Source organism: Fortiea sp. LEGE XX443, assembly GCF_015206815.1.
Lineage (GTDB): Bacteria > Cyanobacteriota > Cyanobacteriia > Cyanobacteriales > Nostocaceae > Nostoc_B.
Window position 1 is genome coordinate 38,822 of the sequence record NZ_JADEXZ010000026.1, and the last position, 16,053, is coordinate 54,874.

14 protein-coding genes and 2 pseudogenes are annotated in these 16,053 nt (G+C 41.5%); 5 read left to right on the top strand and 11 right to left on the bottom strand.

The window, feature by feature from the left end; genetic code table 11:
• The first annotated feature begins 516 nt into the window (after nt 1-516).
• Nucleotides 517-891, top strand: a complete 375-nt coding sequence (locus tag IQ259_RS12230; RefSeq protein WP_255525348.1) for a cobalamin biosynthesis protein — start codon at nt 517-519, stop codon at nt 889-891.
• Here the strand turns inward: IQ259_RS12230 and IQ259_RS12235 are convergent.
• From IQ259_RS12235 to IQ259_RS12245, 3 genes are all read right to left on the bottom strand, one after another.
• A complete protein-coding gene (locus IQ259_RS12235) occupies nt 875-1,228 on the bottom strand; it encodes a phage holin family protein (RefSeq protein ID WP_193885005.1) in 354 nt (117 codons plus the stop codon). The genes IQ259_RS12230 and IQ259_RS12235 overlap by 17 nt on opposite strands.
• An 88-nt stretch (nt 1,229-1,316) precedes the next feature.
• The gene (locus IQ259_RS12240) at nt 1,317-2,243 is read right to left on the bottom strand and encodes a peptidoglycan-binding protein (protein WP_193885012.1); all 927 of its coding nucleotides are present in this window, start codon (nt 2,241-2,243) and stop codon (nt 1,317-1,319) included.
• A 107-nt stretch (nt 2,244-2,350) separates the two neighbouring features.
• Nucleotides 2,351-3,718: a cysteine desulfurase-like protein gene (locus IQ259_RS12245; RefSeq protein WP_193885014.1), complete on the bottom strand. Its 1,368-nt coding sequence runs from the start codon at nt 3,716-3,718 to the stop codon at nt 2,351-2,353.
• Nucleotides 3,719-4,336: 618 nt separating this feature from the next.
• Here IQ259_RS12245 and IQ259_RS27760 point away from each other — a divergent pair.
• The 3 genes and pseudogenes from IQ259_RS27760 to IQ259_RS12255 form a co-directional block, all read left to right on the top strand.
• Nucleotides 4,337-4,528 (top strand): annotated as a pseudogene (locus tag IQ259_RS27760) (DUF3011 domain-containing protein); the annotation flags it as partial.
• A 13-nt stretch (nt 4,529-4,541) separates the two neighbouring features.
• Entirely contained in the window at nt 4,542-4,760 is a 219-nt protein-coding gene (locus tag IQ259_RS27155; protein ID WP_228014503.1) for a hypothetical protein, read from the top strand.
• Between the two features lie 252 nt (nt 4,761-5,012).
• Complete coding sequence (locus tag IQ259_RS12255; protein ID WP_193885018.1) at nt 5,013-5,825, top strand: cation diffusion facilitator family transporter; 813 nt, start codon at nt 5,013-5,015, stop codon at nt 5,823-5,825.
• A gap of 79 nt (nt 5,826-5,904) precedes the next feature.
• Here the strand turns inward: IQ259_RS12255 and IQ259_RS12260 are convergent, their stop codons facing one another.
• Nucleotides 5,905-7,230: a beta-propeller fold lactonase family protein gene (locus IQ259_RS12260; RefSeq protein ID WP_193885020.1), complete on the bottom strand. Its 1,326-nt coding sequence runs from the start codon at nt 7,228-7,230 to the stop codon at nt 5,905-5,907.
• Nucleotides 7,231-7,596: 366 nt separating this feature from the next.
• On the opposite strand from IQ259_RS12260, the gene IQ259_RS12265 reads away from it, so the two are divergent.
• A complete protein-coding gene (locus IQ259_RS12265) occupies nt 7,597-9,252 on the top strand; it encodes an ABC transporter ATP-binding protein (protein WP_193885022.1) in 1,656 nt (551 codons plus the stop codon).
• A 94-nt stretch (nt 9,253-9,346) separates the two neighbouring features.
• On the opposite strand, the pseudogene IQ259_RS12270 reads toward IQ259_RS12265, so the two are convergent.
• The 7 genes and pseudogenes from IQ259_RS12270 to IQ259_RS12300 form a co-directional block, all read right to left on the bottom strand.
• Nucleotides 9,347-10,399, bottom strand: a pseudogene (locus IQ259_RS12270) (YhcG family protein).
• Nucleotides 10,400-10,429: 30 nt separating this feature from the next.
• The gene (locus tag IQ259_RS12275) at nt 10,430-10,633 is read right to left on the bottom strand and encodes a hypothetical protein (protein WP_193885024.1); all 204 of its coding nucleotides are present in this window, start codon (nt 10,631-10,633) and stop codon (nt 10,430-10,432) included.
• A 158-nt stretch (nt 10,634-10,791) separates the two neighbouring features.
• On the bottom strand, nt 10,792-11,901 hold the full coding sequence (gene proB / locus IQ259_RS12280; protein ID WP_193885026.1) for a glutamate 5-kinase: 1,110 nt from the start codon (nt 11,899-11,901) through the stop codon (nt 10,792-10,794).
• A gap of 425 nt (nt 11,902-12,326) precedes the next feature.
• Nucleotides 12,327-12,866 (bottom strand): YqeG family HAD IIIA-type phosphatase, encoded by a 540-nt coding sequence (locus IQ259_RS12285; RefSeq protein WP_193885028.1) that lies wholly within the window; start codon nt 12,864-12,866, stop codon nt 12,327-12,329.
• 470 nt (nt 12,867-13,336) lie between these two features.
• The gene (locus IQ259_RS12290) at nt 13,337-13,909 is read right to left on the bottom strand and encodes a DUF3727 domain-containing protein (protein WP_193885029.1); all 573 of its coding nucleotides are present in this window, start codon (nt 13,907-13,909) and stop codon (nt 13,337-13,339) included.
• Between the two features lie 131 nt (nt 13,910-14,040).
• Nucleotides 14,041-14,508 carry a Holliday junction resolvase RuvX gene (gene ruvX, locus IQ259_RS12295; protein WP_193885031.1) on the bottom strand — a complete coding sequence of 156 codons (468 nt, stop codon included), beginning with the start codon at nt 14,506-14,508 and terminating at the stop codon, nt 14,041-14,043.
• A 240-nt stretch (nt 14,509-14,748) separates the two neighbouring features.
• On the bottom strand, nt 14,749-15,981 hold the full coding sequence (locus IQ259_RS12300) for a GNAT family N-acetyltransferase (RefSeq protein WP_193885033.1): 1,233 nt from the start codon (nt 15,979-15,981) through the stop codon (nt 14,749-14,751).
• Nucleotides 15,982-16,053: the final 72 nt, after the last annotated feature.

A 16,053-nucleotide genomic window follows, 5' to 3' on the forward strand; every position in this document is an offset into this window, starting at 1 on the left:
ACTTTATCATAGACAATCTATGGAAGTTGATGACAAAAATCAAACAATAGCTTGACAAAATTTTAAATACACGATATTTACTTAATTAAGCTAAAAATATAAAAACTGCACCTAACGCGTAATTAAATAAACAAGCAAAACCCCATCGCAGCTATTTTTCGCCTACTGCGACGGAGAGAAAAGAAATTGAAACACCAAGGTAAAGCACAGGCGAAAAGTTTGTGCTTCAAAGATAACAATGAAGCAAAAAATTAGGAAATAACCTACTATTTTTGCCGAACTTCTCCCTTGGTGCTTCCTACTGTGCTAGATATGCTCAATATATAGTGTTTAATTCCTGGGAACAGTATTCTATCGATCAATTTTCAGGTATCGCAACTAACGACAATCAGCAAAGCTCAGGTAATCGGGGATCGCTGGCTAAATCAACTGCTAAATCAAACGAAAAAAAATTCCAACTACACACAAAATTTGTGGGTAGGAATTGGCTTTAAACGAGGTAGTTCGCAGCAGTTGATGACAATAGCTATTCAGGAAATATTTAAAAAAAATTTACTCGAAGAAAGCGCGATCGCAGGTCTTGCTACCATTAACACTAAAGCTTCGGATACTGCTTTAGTAGAACTTTGTTACCTCCGCAACTGGCGTTTAAAAACATTTTCAGCAGAACATCTCTCTACCGTCGCAGTCCCCAACCCGGAGGAAATCATCACCAAAGCAACAGGAACACCTAGTGTTGCAGAGGCGGCGGCTATTTTGGCCGCTGTTAAAAATCAAGGACTGGATACTAAGTTATTAGTTGCTAAACAGATTTTCCGCTTATCGGGACAACCAGGAACGGTAACAATAGCTGTAGCTGAAGAAATTTTTCCGACTAATCAACAACTCTGAGAAAATAATTAATCACACTTGACACAATTGATAAGACAATTGATCCCAATAAAGCGGGTAAAAATCCTCTAATCTCAAAACCAGTACCCGGAGTGATAGCACTGGCTAACCAAAGAGATAAAGCATTAATCACGAATGTAAATAAACCAAAAGTAAGTAAGGTAATCGGAAATGCTAAAAGCCGCAAAATTGGTCTGACAAAAGCATTGACTAACCCGATAACTACCACGGCCACTAAAGCCGCAACAAAGTTATTGACAATGAAACCATCAACAATTCTAGAGGTAACGAGTAAAGCTACCGCAGTAGCCAACCAAGTTAATAAAAAGTGTGTCATATGCAACAGGGAGTAATTCAATAACATGAATCGAGTAGAGACGCGATCTACACGCCTCTACTAAGATTAGGTATAACTTCGTATTAGCCTATCGTTGCCCAGGCGATCGCCGCAAGAGAATTTCCCAGGTAGCGCCACCAGCTACACCATCCTCTTCTAAACCATAGCGCCTTTGCAATGCTTTAACTGCTGCTTCGGTAGTTGGGCCAAAATCACCATCTGCACTACTTTTCAAAAAACCGAACTTTTGGAGTTGTTTTTGCAATGTGACTACATCCGTACCACTCATCCCTGGGCGCAAAATTGGATATCCTTCAGAGGTGTACTGAATACCAGGAACTTGACGAAAACTGATAGTTGACGGCGAACGTACAGGGGTTTTTGGTCGAGTTGTGGGAGTTTTGCGGTTAACCGGTCTTGGTTTTGGTGCAAGAGTTGCAGTTTGAGTTGTTGGGGTTCTGCTGTTAGTTGGTTTTGAATTAGTTGCGAGAGTTGGTACTTGGGTTGTCCCAATTCTGGGATTAGCCGGTCTTGGTTCCGGTTTACCCACAACTGTACTGGCTGTATTTAGCGCCGTTGGAGCCAAAGATGCAGCCGTATTTGGTGTAGATGCTGATTCTTTGGGGAACAGTTTTTGCCAAGTAGCTGCATCAACCACCCCGTCAGGATTTAAGCCAACTGCTTGCTTAAAGCGAGAAACAGCATTAGCTGTATTCTCGTTATAAACTCCATCAACTGCTCCTGTGTAAAAGCCCAAAAGCTTGAGTGATGCTTGCAACTCTGATACACGTTCCCCTTGAGAGCCAACTTTCAAAGTCGGACGATTGATTGTAGCACTTGGCACTGCTTGAGCAATTTTTGGCGTTGCTGCAATTGAGACAACAGCTGAGGAACCAATGAGCAAAGGTGTGGAAGATAACAGCAGTAACCAATACAACTTATTAGCGTTCAAAAAGCGAAACTCTGGCGGTGAATCTAAGTACTTCAAGATACATGCTGTTAGGCCGCTTATCATGGAATTTACTCCCAGAATCTTCTGTTGCTAATATTACAGCCGCTTGAGTCGAGAAAAAAGCTAGTACAGCATAATGTCAATAAAGCTACCAATGCAGCGCCGCAAAATTAATCATCAGGAAGTACTGCTATTTCATGTAACACATGCAACAACTGATGAATTTCTTCGACGGTGTTGTAGTGTGCTAATCCAATTCGCAGTAAGCCGCCATTCGCTTCTAGACCTAACCTCTCGATTAAACCGATCGCATAAAAATGACCATGCCAGGTAAAAATACCACGATCTCCTAATTTTTTCGCAATACTTTCAGGCGTTTTTCCAGCCACCCTAACGCCTATTGTCGGTGTTCGCCAAGCAAAGCGAGTCGGCTCGGTGATGCCATAACATTTCAATCCAGGAATTACCAACAATCCAGAGATTAACTTATGGCTAAGTTCTCTTTCGTATTGCTGGATGGCGGACATGGCTGCAACTAAAGCCGCACGACGGCTGTGATAGGCAGAGGTGATGCTTGGTTGCTCTGATGATTTGAGAAAGCGGGGACAACTGAATGTTTGTAACCCTTCTTTGTCTGCTTCGATTAAGGCTGCAACTAGTTCGTTGTCAATTGAGGGTGAAATATGACAACCTAGTTTGGTTAAATAGTTAATTGCCGCTACTAACCCGGCTAAACCCTCATGATTGAGCGTACCTGTTTCCCAACGTGACGGAACATCATCTGGTGCAGGTCTTACCTTATAGGGTGTTAAACGTTCTAGATGCTCTCTTTTACCATACAAAATGCCAACGTGGGGGGCAAAGAATTTGTAAGCAGAACAAGCCAGAAAGTCACAATCCAAACCGTGGACATTGATAGGTGCGTGGGGTGTATAGTGGACTGCATCGACAAATACCCAAGCACCAACACTATGAGCCAAACGGGCGATCGCTGCAATATCATTAATTGTACCTACAGCATTGGAAGCATAACAGACGGCGACTAACCGCGTTCGTGGGTTAATGAGCCGTTCCAGTTCCCCCATGTCTAAAGTACAATCATCAACATTGACATCGACAACGCGGATAGTTGCACCTTGTTCTTCCAGGGCATACCAAGGAGAAACATTTGCATAATGATCTAGTCGCGTCACTATAATTTCATCACCTGGTTGCAGTTCTCGACCAATCGCCCGACTCAAAGCAAAGGTGAGGGTGGTCATATTCGCACCAAACACCACCTCATCACTATCACATCCCAGAAAATCAGCGATCGCAGCACGGGCAGAGGTAATCGTATCATCTGTACGCGCACTTGTGACAAAAGCCCCATGAGCATTGGCATTTGACCTCACCAGATAGTCATTCATAGCATCAAGTACAGCCCCCGGTACTTGAGTACCACCAGGGCCATCCAAGAAAATTGCAGGTTGACCGTTGATTTTTTGTGTTAGTGCTGGAAACTGGCTACGTATCCATTTCAAGTCAAGGGGTTCCATAGCAGACTCCTAGGTTGATATTGTTTTACCTACAGAAGCGTTAAGCCACAGCAAAATATTAAATTTGGTATTTTAATGAAAGATTCAGGGCAACTAATTATACATAAATCTCAATCAAATTCACCTGCTCTTTTTTTGAATACCCTTTATAATATCTCTGCTAACTTCGATAAAGCTAAAATATCTCAGCCAGAAAAATATACTTTGCTGTCAGGTTCAAGATAACTATTAATTCAGTGAAAAGTATCTCTAGTTAAATGTAGTTAATAATATTTAATTCTTAGATATATATAGTGTTAATACTTCCCAGCCAAAGCTTATGCTGTTTAGAATGCAAAGAATATTTGCTTTTAATTTGATTTAAAAATTGCCTATTAATACGCGATGTGCGACTTATTTTGAAAACCCCTCTCCAAACCTCTCCCCCACAGGGAGAGAGGCTTTGAATTTTGCTCCCCTTCCCTTGTAGGGAAGGGGTTGGGGGTTAGGTTTGAGAGAAAGTTGCACACCACGTTATTAATGGAATTCGCTATAATTAATGTAGTTCTTGTTGAAAATTTTTGAAGTAGTCTAATATTTGATATGGTTATGCGTTTTCCCATAATTGCAGCTACCTTCATGGCTGCCAGCGTCAGCATTGGTACAATTTTGAGCGTTGCTACTCCCGCTTCTGCTCAGGAAATACTCACCTGTTCAAGCCAGAATAATCAGAGAAATATTTGTTCAACACCTACTAGAGGTAGGGTCAGGTTTGTTAGGCAATTGTCTAACGCTAGTTGTAGAGGAAATTGGGGTTACAGGAGAAATAGTATCTGGGTGAGAAATGGTTGTCGTGCTGAGTTTTCAGTTGGTGATAACAGAAATGGCAGATATGACGGAAACGATAGATATGGCAGAAATGATAGGTATGACAGAAACGATAGATATGGCAGAAACGATAGGTATGACAGAAACGATAGATATGACAGATATAACAGAAACGACAGGTATTACAGATAGGAAACTGGGTAGTTTATTTATGTCGTGGTGTACTAGCCAGTAAGAGCTAAGAAACACCAAAGTTAAGCTACGTAAAATGCTGTGCTAATTTTTTGCGTATGGTGATCGACCTAGAAAGTCTGTTGATATTACCTAAAGCTTTATTTAGGCGATCGCCACGCATTTTTAAAACAATAATCACTCTTATCCGGGTTTTTACTGGTTTTCACCTATAATTAAACCTGATTTACTCAATCGTTAACCTTGAGGCTGGTACATTAAATGAGGGAATGTACAGGTATTCAGGTATCTAAGAATGGCGCTTTCAGTGGGGGAGGATCTGAGTGATGACTTATCATTGGAGTTGAATTCAGATAAGTATATCAGGTCAGATTCGATGCAATCAAGCCAGGTAAAGCAAAAATTTCAGGCTTTGTGGACTGCCTTAGTTTTACTCAGTGTCTTTTTCTGTGTGGAATTAAGTGCAGGAATTTGGAGCCACAGTCTGTCCCTACTAGCAGATGCTGAACACATTCTTTCAGATGTAGCAGCTTTGGGTCTAGCACTAGTTGCATCCTGGCTATCTCAATCCATATCCAAGCACAATGTATTGGGGCGCTATCGATTAGATGTTTTGGCAGCCTTAATTAACGGTATCAGTCTAGCTTGTATTGCTGGCTGGATTGTTAAAGAAGCTTTTGTGAGGTTGCAATCTCCTGATGTAGAGATTCTGGGTTTACCAATGTTGGCGACTGCCTTAATTGGCCTAGGAGTCAACAGCTTTAATGCTTTTTATCTACATGGGTGTAGTCACCACGATCTGAATATCAGAGGGGCTTTTCTCCATATTGTGGCTGATGTAGCCAGTTCAGTTGGTGCAGTGTTAGCTGCGATCGCAGTTATTTGGTTAAATTGGACATGGGCTGATGGAGTCATCAGTTTATTAGTAGCAGCGCTGATAGCTGTTTTTGCTGCTTATTTAGTAATTCAGAGTGTTAAATGCTTGCGTGGTCAAATCACTGATATTACCAATGCTGCTTGTATGTGTAGTTTACCAGCAGAAGTATGTGGCGATCGCAACCACGCAGAGAAAATTTTGTTTCCATCCTTAGAGGATCTGATTCGGTGATTTCCTTTCTAAAATAACTATTTTGGGGTGAGCAATAGATTTCTCAAACGCTCACCCTAAAACTTCAAAAACCTATATCTTAATTAGCAACAATTCCTTGAGGAAAGCTGTTATTAACTGACGGTATTAACTGGGGAGAGGAGGGTACTTCTGTTAAAGTACCGTCATATTGGTTGACTTTCAGTACAGATATGCCATTATTCCCAGATGGAGGATTCGTAATTGGTTGAGAGACAACATGCAGAAACGATTCTGTAGAATCTAACGTTAGTTGAGCGCTACCACCACCAATCGGGCCTTTGAGTACAACCCTCTGAATTTCTACTGGCGTGCTTGGGTCTTGTGCAATATCATAGACAGCCACACTGTTGTCACCAGGGTTACTTGTATAGAGACGGGTTGCAGCCCGGTTAATCACAATCCAGCAGATGAATAGGCCTGAATTAGGTACGGCTTTAAGGAATGTCAGATTTCCATCTTGATCGTAGGAGTAGACTCCCAATTGCTGGCTGAGAGTGAAACCAACATATAAGATTGGCTTTTGGGGATGAGCTTGAAGTCCTAATGTCAGACCTAGTGGATTTGGCGGGAATGCTGGTGCAGGTAGGGGTTGTGGTGAGGTCGGGCTTTGTTGCAGGCGACCGTTGGGAAGAATTTGAAAAGAGCGCAGTAAGCCAGTCCCGCCATCCACACCAAATAGCAAACGTTTGTTTGGAGAGATGAGTGCTTGGGTTGGCAGAGAACCGTTGGGAACTGAAACGGTAGAATTTGGAATAGGAATTAGTTTGCCCTTTGGAGTCACGCGGAAAGTAGTGTAGTTCGGTAGGGAATTGCTGGCTTCTGGGGCTGGGATTTGGGGTAATAAGTTTTGATTAACTACAGTCAGAATATCACCTGCTAGACCTAGACTAACTGGCTGCACTCCACCACTAGGAAATGGAGACCCTTCCACAGGAGAAAGACTACCATCTTTATGGATGTCAAAGACAGCGATCGTGTTCGATCCTGAATTGACAGTAAAAAGCAACGTCTGTTCCGGGTTAACGATCACTTCTTGATCGGATGCAAAGGAGGTAAGAGCAAAAGGGCCAGCCCCGATGATGGGAGCATTAGGAATACCTGCGCCTCCCGTAGGAAAAGATGGAGTGGGTAACGGTGTTAGCTCACCAGAAGCATCGCGTCTGAACCCAAGAATAGAGTTTCCATTTGGAGTGGGAATATTACTTTGAGTGTAAACAAAACCGGTTTGATTATACGATTGGCCATTACCACTCTTATACCATTGGGCATCAGCACCTTTAACTGCTAATCCACCAGTCAAAAGAACCGCGGTCAAACCAGTCATTGCAAGCAAGATTTTGCGACGCTGACGATGAGCTTTGCTAGTTTTAGAGATAATATCCATGAATCTATCCTGATAAATAACAGAATTGGTCGCAATTGCCAGCTTTATGAACAAAATTTCAGAATTTATGTCTTGTCTTGCATTGCAAGTGATTTAAATTTGGCTTGTTTGTAGACATAATTTTTCTTTATATCATGTCAAGCAATTGCGACAAAGCTTTCTGTAGAGATATCGGAGTTTATCCGAGAATTTATGCAAATTGCTCAGTCCTAAATTTTTTATTTTCGGATCATACTGAATTTGGCGTTGCTGAATTGCCTATTATAGAAAGCGAGTTATGGCTTATGTCTGTAACCATCAAAGACTCAGAACATTAGGGAATTTGATAAACTAGCTAAAATTTGAAATTATTCAAGCTAGATAACTATGAATGAAGCTTTATTTTGTATAGAAAATTTGCGAGTCGCCTATCCTCAGCGTGGTGAGGAAGAACTCAGTTGGGCAGTTGATGATGTATCTTTGACATTGCAACCTGGCGAAAGGATGGGACTGGTAGGCGAGTCTGGTTGTGGTAAATCTACTTTGGGAAGGGCGGTGATGCGGTTGTTACCTCCGTCTACCCGGATTCAGGGGCAAGTAATTTTTCAGGGAGAATTTGTATTTGATTTACCCGTATTTTTGTTACGTAAATTTCGAGGGGAGGCGGTAGCACTCATTTTCCAAGACCCAATGACGCGTCTCGATCCGTTGATGACGATTGGTAAACACTGTATCGAAACACTTCAAGCACACTCACCAGAATTATCAGCCAAGGAAGCGAAAGCAAAAGCTTTGGCGACTTTGGAAAAGGTAAAAATCCCTGCAAGTCGATGGAATCAGTACCCTCATGAGTTTAGCGGTGGGATGCGGCAACGGGTAGCGATCGCCTTAGCTTTACTCCTCAACCCCAAGTTAATTGTGGCTGATGAACCTACCACTAGTTTAGATGTCACTGTTTCAGCACAAATTTTACAAGAATTAACGCGTCTATGTGCTGAAGAAAATATGGCACTACTGCTAATTTCTCACGATTTGGCAATGGTGGCAGAATATTGCGATCGCATCGGCGTAATGTACAAGGGCAAGATGGTAGAAATGGGGGCGACTGCATCGGTATTTGGCAACCCTCAACATGAATATACGCGATCGCTTCTGCAAGCCGCTTTGCACATTCAAACTGTGGATGAAGTAACGGAAGACTGGGGATTAGGCAATGAGAAAAATATTTCCGAATCACCTATCTTGCGTGTTACAGAACTCAAGCAACACTACACCATAGAGCCTAACTTTATTGAAAGACTGTTTAAAGCTGAAAGTCAAACAATCAAAGCAGTAGATGGTATTAACCTCGAACTTTATCAAGGAGAAATTCTCGGTTTAGTTGGTGAATCGGGCTGTGGTAAAAGCACACTATCGCGGACTATCTTACAGCTAATTCATCCGACATCGGGCAAGGTGGAATTTTTAGGTAAGGATTTAACTAAGTTATCGCGCCAAGAAATTCGCTCTTCCCGACGACAGATGCAAATGATTTTTCAAGACCCCCATGCTTGTCTTAATCCGGCGATGACGGTAGGACAAAGTATAGGAGATCCTTTATTAATTCACAATCTTGCTGACGCTGCTAAGGCAAAAGAAGAAGTATTGTGGATGTTGCAAAAAGTCGGTTTAACGCCGCCAGAAGTTTATTATCAACGTTATCCATCAGATTTGTCTGGAGGACAACAACAACGGGTAGCGATCGCTCGTGCTTTAATTACTCGTCCCAAACTGTTGATTTGCGATGAACCTGTGAGTATGTTAGATGCCAGCGTACAGTCGCAAGTGTTGGATTTGATGTTGCAATTAAAGGCAGAATTTGAATTAACCTATCTATTTATTACTCATGATTTGTGGTTAGCAAGATTTTTGTGCGATCGCATTGCTGTCATGAATGGCGGTAAAATTGTCGAACTCGGACTGACAAAACAAATTTTTGCCCATCCTCAACACCCATATACTAAAACACTACTAGCTGCTGCTCCCCTTTTGGCACGCGCTTAAGAAAATAATTAAAGTGATCAAGTTTTGGGAAAACTGTGTTGTAAAATAATTTCAGATAATTGCTTAAAAATGTGCAATACAATTCCAAATTAAATCATTCTTCACTCTCTATTTCTAAGGATAAATTCTCTAGTTCTGCCTCTAGTTGCTCAATAGTTGGTAACTTTGTTTGTAACTCTTGGGGTAATGATTTAGTAAGTTTAGTTTGCCATTCAGCAATACCAATTGGTTTATTGACATCACGTAGCGCATATTCAGCAATGATATTGTCTTTACTCGCACATAAAATTAAACCAATTGAAGGACTATCTACAGAAGATTGGAGCAAGTCATCTACAGCAGAAAGATAAAAATTAATTTTTCCTGCATATTCAGGTTTAAATTTACCTGTTTTTAGTTCAATTACTACAAAACAGTGTAATTTTACATGATAAAAAAGCAAGTCTATATAAAAATCTTCGTCTCCTACTTTCAAATTCTATTGTTGACCAACAAAAGCAAATCCTACACCTAATTCTAGAAGAAATTGAGTAATATGTTTAACAAGTTCTTTTTCTATTTCTCGTTCTTGTGCTGCTTCTCCTAAACTTAAAAAATCAAAAATATAAGGGTCTTTTAAAGTTTCTCTAGCAATTTCTGATTGAGGAGAAGGTAATATGACATTGAAGTTATTGACAGCTTTTCCTTGACGCTCAAAAAGTCTATTGTCAATTTGTAAAGTTAAAATATTTCGACTCCAGCCATTTTCTAGAGTTTTTTGTATGTACCATAGCTTGGCTGAAGGATCTTTGACAGCATCTAAAATACGGACATTATGCCCCCAAGGAATTAGTGCAACAAGCTGCTGCACTAATTGTTCATCTTGATAAGCCTCAGCAAAAGCTCGCATATATTTAAGATTTCGTGCTGAGAATCCTTTCATATCTGGAAAAGCAATTTTTAAATCTCTGGCGAGACGTTCAATAACTTTTGCACCCCATCCCTGCTGCTGTTGTCTGATGATAATTTTGCGCCCGATGTACCAATAAAGTAATACTAACTCACGATTAATCGACAGAGTTACTTTTATTTGGGTGCTACGTATACGTTCTTTTAACTCGCGTAAAAAGTCATCATAGCCATCCATTGGTGATAACTTATCTGCCATATCCCAACCCACATAAATGCTCTTGAATTATTACCAACTCTCTTGTCCAACAATCTTGGCTAATCGTTTTAAGATTTGCAACACTCTTTCTAAATCATGATCTTGCCCTAAAATGAATTGACGCAATCGCCCATAATAAGGTACTTCCTGGTAAAGCAGTTTCAAAAATATAAAATCAGTACCATTAGTAACTAACCTGTAATGAGGGTGATCGCCATTAGGAGCCGTCAGCATATACGACAATACTTGTGGTATACCTACCTTTAGTGAAAATGATGCTCTTCAGAGAAAAATAATTCGTCTTCTATATGGTTGCAATTTAAACTTTTGCTCCAAATCGTAGAGCGTTATTTTTTCCGCAGCGATTGTCTGTACCATCTGTCTATCTCTCTTTAAGTCAACACTAAATTATCTCGATGCACTACGGTGTCTGCACCGACATAGCCTAAAATCTCAGGAATTTCACGAGATTGACGGCCGCATATCTTTTGCAGATCATCGCTGCTATAGTTTACTAGCCCTCTGGCGATTTCGTTGCCGTCAGTGTCGCACAGCTGCACAGCTTCTTGGGTGTCAAATTCTCCTTCTATGACTTTGACACCCGCTGCTAATAATGATTTCCCGGCTTGCGATATCGCGGCGATCGCTCCTGGATCTAAATATAATTTTCCAGATGGTACAAGTCCATAGGCTATCCAGCGTTTCCTAGCTGATGTGGGTTCCGGTTGCGGTTGAAAGTGAGTCCCTAAAGGTTCCCCTTGGATAATTTTTTCGAGATTCCAAGGATATCGCCCTTGAGTAATCACAGTCCGCACTCCAGCTGCGATCGCAATTCTGGCGGCTGATATTTTTGTTACCATCCCACCAGTACCCCATTGTGAGCCTTGACCGCCTGTTTGAATTTGCAATTGCGCCAATTCTTTAATATTATTCACCAAGGAAATCGGTTGAGCATCGGGTACAGAACGGGGATCGGCTGAGTATAGCCTGTCTACATCGGTGAGCAAAAACAGCCAATCTGCTTCGACTAAACTAGCCACCAATGCCGAAAGGGTGTCATTATCACCAAATTTCAGTTCATCTACTGCAACTGTGTCATTTTCGTTAACTACAGGAATTACCCCTAGTCCCAGCAGTTCTTTAAAGGTGTTGTAAACGTTGAGGTAACGACTACGCTGTACTAAGTCGCTGCGAGTCAACAAAACTTGGGCAATGGGCTGTTGCAAGGTGGTAAATAAATCGTCATATATACGCATTAACCTGCCTTGACCAACTGCGGCTACTGCCTGTTTCAGTGCGATCGCTTTAGGGCGTTCGGTTAAGCCCAATCTCGCACACCCCACCCCCACAGCACCAGAAGATACCAAAATTACTCGATTACCTTGCTGCCTTAAATGGCAGAGTGTTTCTGTTAAGGCCGCAATGGTAGAAAGTGCTAGTTGCCCTGTTTCTGCTTGGGTAAGGCTAGAAGTGCCAATTTTGACAACAATCGTTTTGGTCATTGGTCAACTGAAGTATGAAGTATGAAGTATGTAGACGCTTTTAGCGGCTTGCCACAGGCTAGTATGAAATTACTTCAGCCATCAAATAATGGGGTATGTAATGAACAATTTTTCACCTTACTCAGTACCGAATGCTGAGTAATAAAAAAATTACTCAGCACTGATGTACTTGGTACAAGCCACGCCCAATTGTGGGCAGTTTTTCAACTCAGCACTCTTCACTTTATCCTTCATCTTTTTTTAGCCAAAAGTAAAGCGCCAATCCTTCTATAGGTGAAGGTGACGCTCTACCAGTTTATGTTTATTTGCTATTTGCTAGGGTCTTTTTTGGCTGACCCCATGTTATTAATACTTATAATTACAGGTTTTTTGTGTTGCATATTAATTTTTAATTATTTCTTTAGATTTACTTTCCTGACGATTTGCTAATTTTTGTGAATTTTTGTTTGCTTAGGAGTAATAGAAGCTCCCAAGATTTCCGAAAACCAAACTTCAAAATTTCTGATCGGGTGGGAACGCAGGGCAGCTTCAGGATGGATAATCGGTTCTACGAGAATTGTAAACATTCCCAGACGATTACCTGCTAAGACATCAGTAAATAAGCGATCGCCCACCATTCCAACTTGTGACGCTGGTAAATCCATTGCATGAAGTGCGGCTCTAATTTTCCGTCGTGAGGGCTTGGCTGCACCCAAGTAGTAAGGTAAGTCTAGAGAACGAGCAATCCTACCAATTCGGGATTCACTTAAGTTATTACTCACCAACCACAAATCAACATTGATGCGGATTTCTTTTACCCATTGTCTGAGTTCTGGCGAAGTAGTGCCCACTGTAAAAGGAACTAAGGTTTCATCTACATCTAACACCAGTCCCTTCAGATCATATTGTTGAATAATTTCTTTAGTCAATTCCAATACTGAACCTTCTAAAATCAAGTCAGGCTGTAATAGATTGTTCCAGGTCATAGACAATATTTAAGAATTACAATGAGAAACGCTCTGGATAAAAGGCGTTTCTTTAATACTCACGAATTAAAATCTAACAGTCAATGCTTAGAAGATAATTTCCAGTTTATTTGTGTAAATGGCCCTGGCTCAGATCCCCGACTTCTTAAAGAAGTCGAGGATCTTTTTTTTCACGAATGATTTACGACTGCTATACAAGTAATGTTGATTATGAATGTTACTCAGCATGGGATTGCTCCCTCTTAAACAGCATTTTTTGGTGAGCATTTAGACATTTAAATAATGGAAAACCACTAAATATAGAATTTAGTGGGGGTTTTCAATCCAATTATTCATTAACTTTACTAGTACACCAGTCGTATAAAGTCCTTCTGAATGTTTATTTTACTTCTGAACTCTGTGAGAAAAAATTCGCAATTAAAAATATAAAAATGTCACATTTTTATTTTCAATTTTGAATTTCTAATATTTTATTCCACTTCGTTAAAAAGTTGTTCTTCTAAGAGTGGTTGCACTTGGCGGAATTCCTCTGGAGAGAGTAATTCAGGTTGACCATCTTTTGTAATCCTGGCAAAAAATAGCAGAGGATCGAGAGGAGTATAAATTGCATACTCTTGGTCTTGGTGATAGAAGCTGGCAAGTAGCTGTAATTGCTCTGGTTCTAAATCTGCTTCGTCGTCTTCGATTTCTAATGTGAAAAGTTCCGACTCTTCTACAGCTGGTAATTCACCAGCTACTGTCAAAGCGTAAGCGGTATTTTTGAGAATGAGGTTTTGCTCAGATAATACAGCTTGGGCAGTACTAAAAATTTCGTCAATGATGGCATCATCTTCTACTAAAACGGCTTCTTCTTCCTCGTCTTCACCTTCCCAAGCGAAAACTTCTATGGGTGAGTCAACAGGAAGAAGTAAGACGTATTCTTGCTCATCTACAGAGAGCGAATGTTCTATATAACATTCGAGGGTTCGCCCTGTGTCATCAGTCAAGGTGATAGAAACTGTACGATCGCGATCGTTGTCTTCAGAAAATGGAGGGGAAAACATAGCCGATTAGTTAAACTTTATCTATGACCCGCAACTGTGAAAATTGCTTTACTGTTGAATGACCAATGATGTCAAGCAAATAGTTTCATGCTAAAACACAACTGCTAAGTAATTGCTTTCAGAATATCATGTCAAAAGCTATCAATGCTCGACAGCAGCCCAACTGCGGAACCTCGTCTAGCATCTAGCCATTGTTGTAAGATTAAAGCCGCTGCCTTGCGGTCAATTAAACCTTTGTTGCGAGATGGTGACCGGTTTTCTGATATGATCAGCTGCTCTGCTTGAAAAGAAGTTAAGCGCTCATCCACATATTCGATTGGAAGTTTGAGAGCCTTAGCTAGTCTGGTCGCAAATTTTTGCACCTGACGAGCCTGGAATCCCAAAGAGCCATCCATCGAATACGGCAACCCAATTACTAGAATTTCTACCTGACGCTCATTGACTATATTTTGGAATTGCTCGACATCGCGCTCAAAAGATGAGCGCTCAATTGTAGTAATTCCAGTAGCAATTAAACCAGTGCGATCGCATCCTGCTACACCAATGCGCTTGCGTCCGATATCTAATCCTAGTGCTAAAACATACTGCTTTGTGGTCATTATCGCTTTTGGCTTTGTGCCTCCTCAGAAGTATGAAGTATGTAGACGCGTGTAGTGACGTAGGAGCGTCAGCAGTGCGTTGGGCGGGTTCCCCGACTTGTTCGCTGAAAGCGTTCCCGTAGGGTAGCAACTGCTGAACCCGTTGGCGTAGCCTCTGTCTGACGACACGCTACGCGAACGCAGAGAAGGGCTTACCGCAGGCTAGTATGAAATTCTACTTTTCATACTTCAGCCTTTAACCTATTGCTCTTGCTGTGAATCTACTGAGTCATTTTGAGCAGGTGCTTCAATATTACAGTTATTAAAAGACAGAGGTTCTGATTTCGTTGGTACTGGTATATCAGAGGATGGCTGTTGTCCAGTTTTTACCCATGACATACCACCTGGTATTGGTTTGCGTGCTGGTTGCAAACCTTGAAGTACATCAGTCCACTGAATGCCTTCTAGGGAGACAAATTTTGATTCTCGGAGCTTGTGCCACACTGAGCGGGACATAATTAGTGTATGTTCGATGCGTTCTGCACCAATCCGCTCTAAATATTCTTCTCGTTCTGGCTGGTAGTCTAACGAAGCCAGTCGCAAGCCTTGTTGAGGGAAGTCTTGAGCTATGCGTGCTAGTTGCGAAAGCAACTCTGGATACAGCCAAGTATAAGCAGGGTGAACAGTCAGCGTAGCCACATGGGGAGATTCTCCTTGGCGCTCAAGTTGAACTTGAAAATAGCCAATTGCGGCTTTGCGTTGAGGTTCAAACACATAGCCACTTACGACTTCAGTTTTAGTTATCCACTGCTTGACTGCATCGCTCAACGCACCAAATAAGCTGGTTTTAAAATCGCGGGTGTTACGGTCAAATACCTGGCGCACCAAAGGCGGCATAGATGCTGTATCGAGTTGATAAAGTAACTGAGCATCTGCGTTACTCACTGGTAGCAAATTAGGTAAATCTGGCTCTGCTTGCGCCAATTCCGCCAGTAATTCGGGTTTAATTTCCCAGTATGTAATTTCTGCTAAACGTTGAAATCCATTTTGTCGATAGAGTGCCAATCCCTCTATGTCATTAATATTTACTTCTAGTAACCAAGTCCGGGCTTCTACAATCGACTCAAAGCAATGACGCAACAATTGTGAGCCAATTCCTTGCTTATCTGCTGCTTGATCTAGCATCACCCGATCAATGCGCCAGGTGCTGCGGGTGCGGTTAAACGGTGACACTTGAATCATCCCCAAAAGCATCCGTCCCTGCTCGGCTACATAGGCGCAGAAACGATATTGTAGCGGATTTGGGAACCAACTCAAAAATTTAAGTAATCCATACCAGCGACGCAGGGATTGCGTTTGACGGATGGCACAATTAACCCCCTTGGAAGTCATCGCTGTGAATGACTCTTGAGTTAATCGCTCAATTCCATCCAGATCCCGATAGTGGACTGGCCGGATGACAACGCTGAGATTTCGAGGAAGTAATGAAGTCATTTTGATTCAAGCCGCCATTTAGCCTTAACTAACTGATCTTGGGTGGAACTGCTGCAATAATTTTAACGGCTT

Bases quoted from the DNA above. Each gene is read 5' to 3' on its own strand.
- IQ259_RS12260 (WP_193885020.1), bottom strand. From the start codon at position 7,230: ATGGATATTATCTCTAAAACTAGCAAAGCTCATCGTCAGCGTCGCAAA.
- IQ259_RS12240 (WP_193885012.1), bottom strand. From the start codon at position 2,243: ATGATAAGCGGCCTAACAGCATGTATCTTGAAGTACTTAGATTCACCG.
- proB (WP_193885026.1), bottom strand. From the start codon at position 11,901: ATGACCAAAACGATTGTTGTCAAAATTGGCACTTCTAGCCTTACCCAA.
- IQ259_RS12300 (WP_193885033.1), bottom strand. From the start codon at position 15,981: ATGACTTCATTACTTCCTCGAAATCTCAGCGTTGTCATCCGGCCAGTC.
- IQ259_RS12255 (WP_193885018.1), top strand. From the start codon at position 5,013: ATGGCGCTTTCAGTGGGGGAGGATCTGAGTGATGACTTATCATTGGAG.
- IQ259_RS12265 (WP_193885022.1), top strand. From the start codon at position 7,597: ATGAATGAAGCTTTATTTTGTATAGAAAATTTGCGAGTCGCCTATCCT.
- IQ259_RS27155 (WP_228014503.1), top strand. From the start codon at position 4,542: ATGGTTGTCGTGCTGAGTTTTCAGTTGGTGATAACAGAAATGGCAGAT.
- ruvX (WP_193885031.1), bottom strand. From the start codon at position 14,508: ATGACCACAAAGCAGTATGTTTTAGCACTAGGATTAGATATCGGACGC.
- IQ259_RS12285 (WP_193885028.1), bottom strand. From the start codon at position 12,866: ATGACCTGGAACAATCTATTACAGCCTGACTTGATTTTAGAAGGTTCA.
- IQ259_RS12230 (WP_255525348.1), top strand. From the start codon at position 517: ATGACAATAGCTATTCAGGAAATATTTAAAAAAAATTTACTCGAAGAA.
- IQ259_RS12275 (WP_193885024.1), bottom strand. From the start codon at position 10,633: ATGCTGACGGCTCCTAATGGCGATCACCCTCATTACAGGTTAGTTACT.
- IQ259_RS12290 (WP_193885029.1), bottom strand. From the start codon at position 13,909: ATGTTTTCCCCTCCATTTTCTGAAGACAACGATCGCGATCGTACAGTT.
- IQ259_RS12245 (WP_193885014.1), bottom strand. From the start codon at position 3,718: ATGGAACCCCTTGACTTGAAATGGATACGTAGCCAGTTTCCAGCACTA.
- IQ259_RS12235 (WP_193885005.1), bottom strand. From the start codon at position 1,228: ATGACACACTTTTTATTAACTTGGTTGGCTACTGCGGTAGCTTTACTC.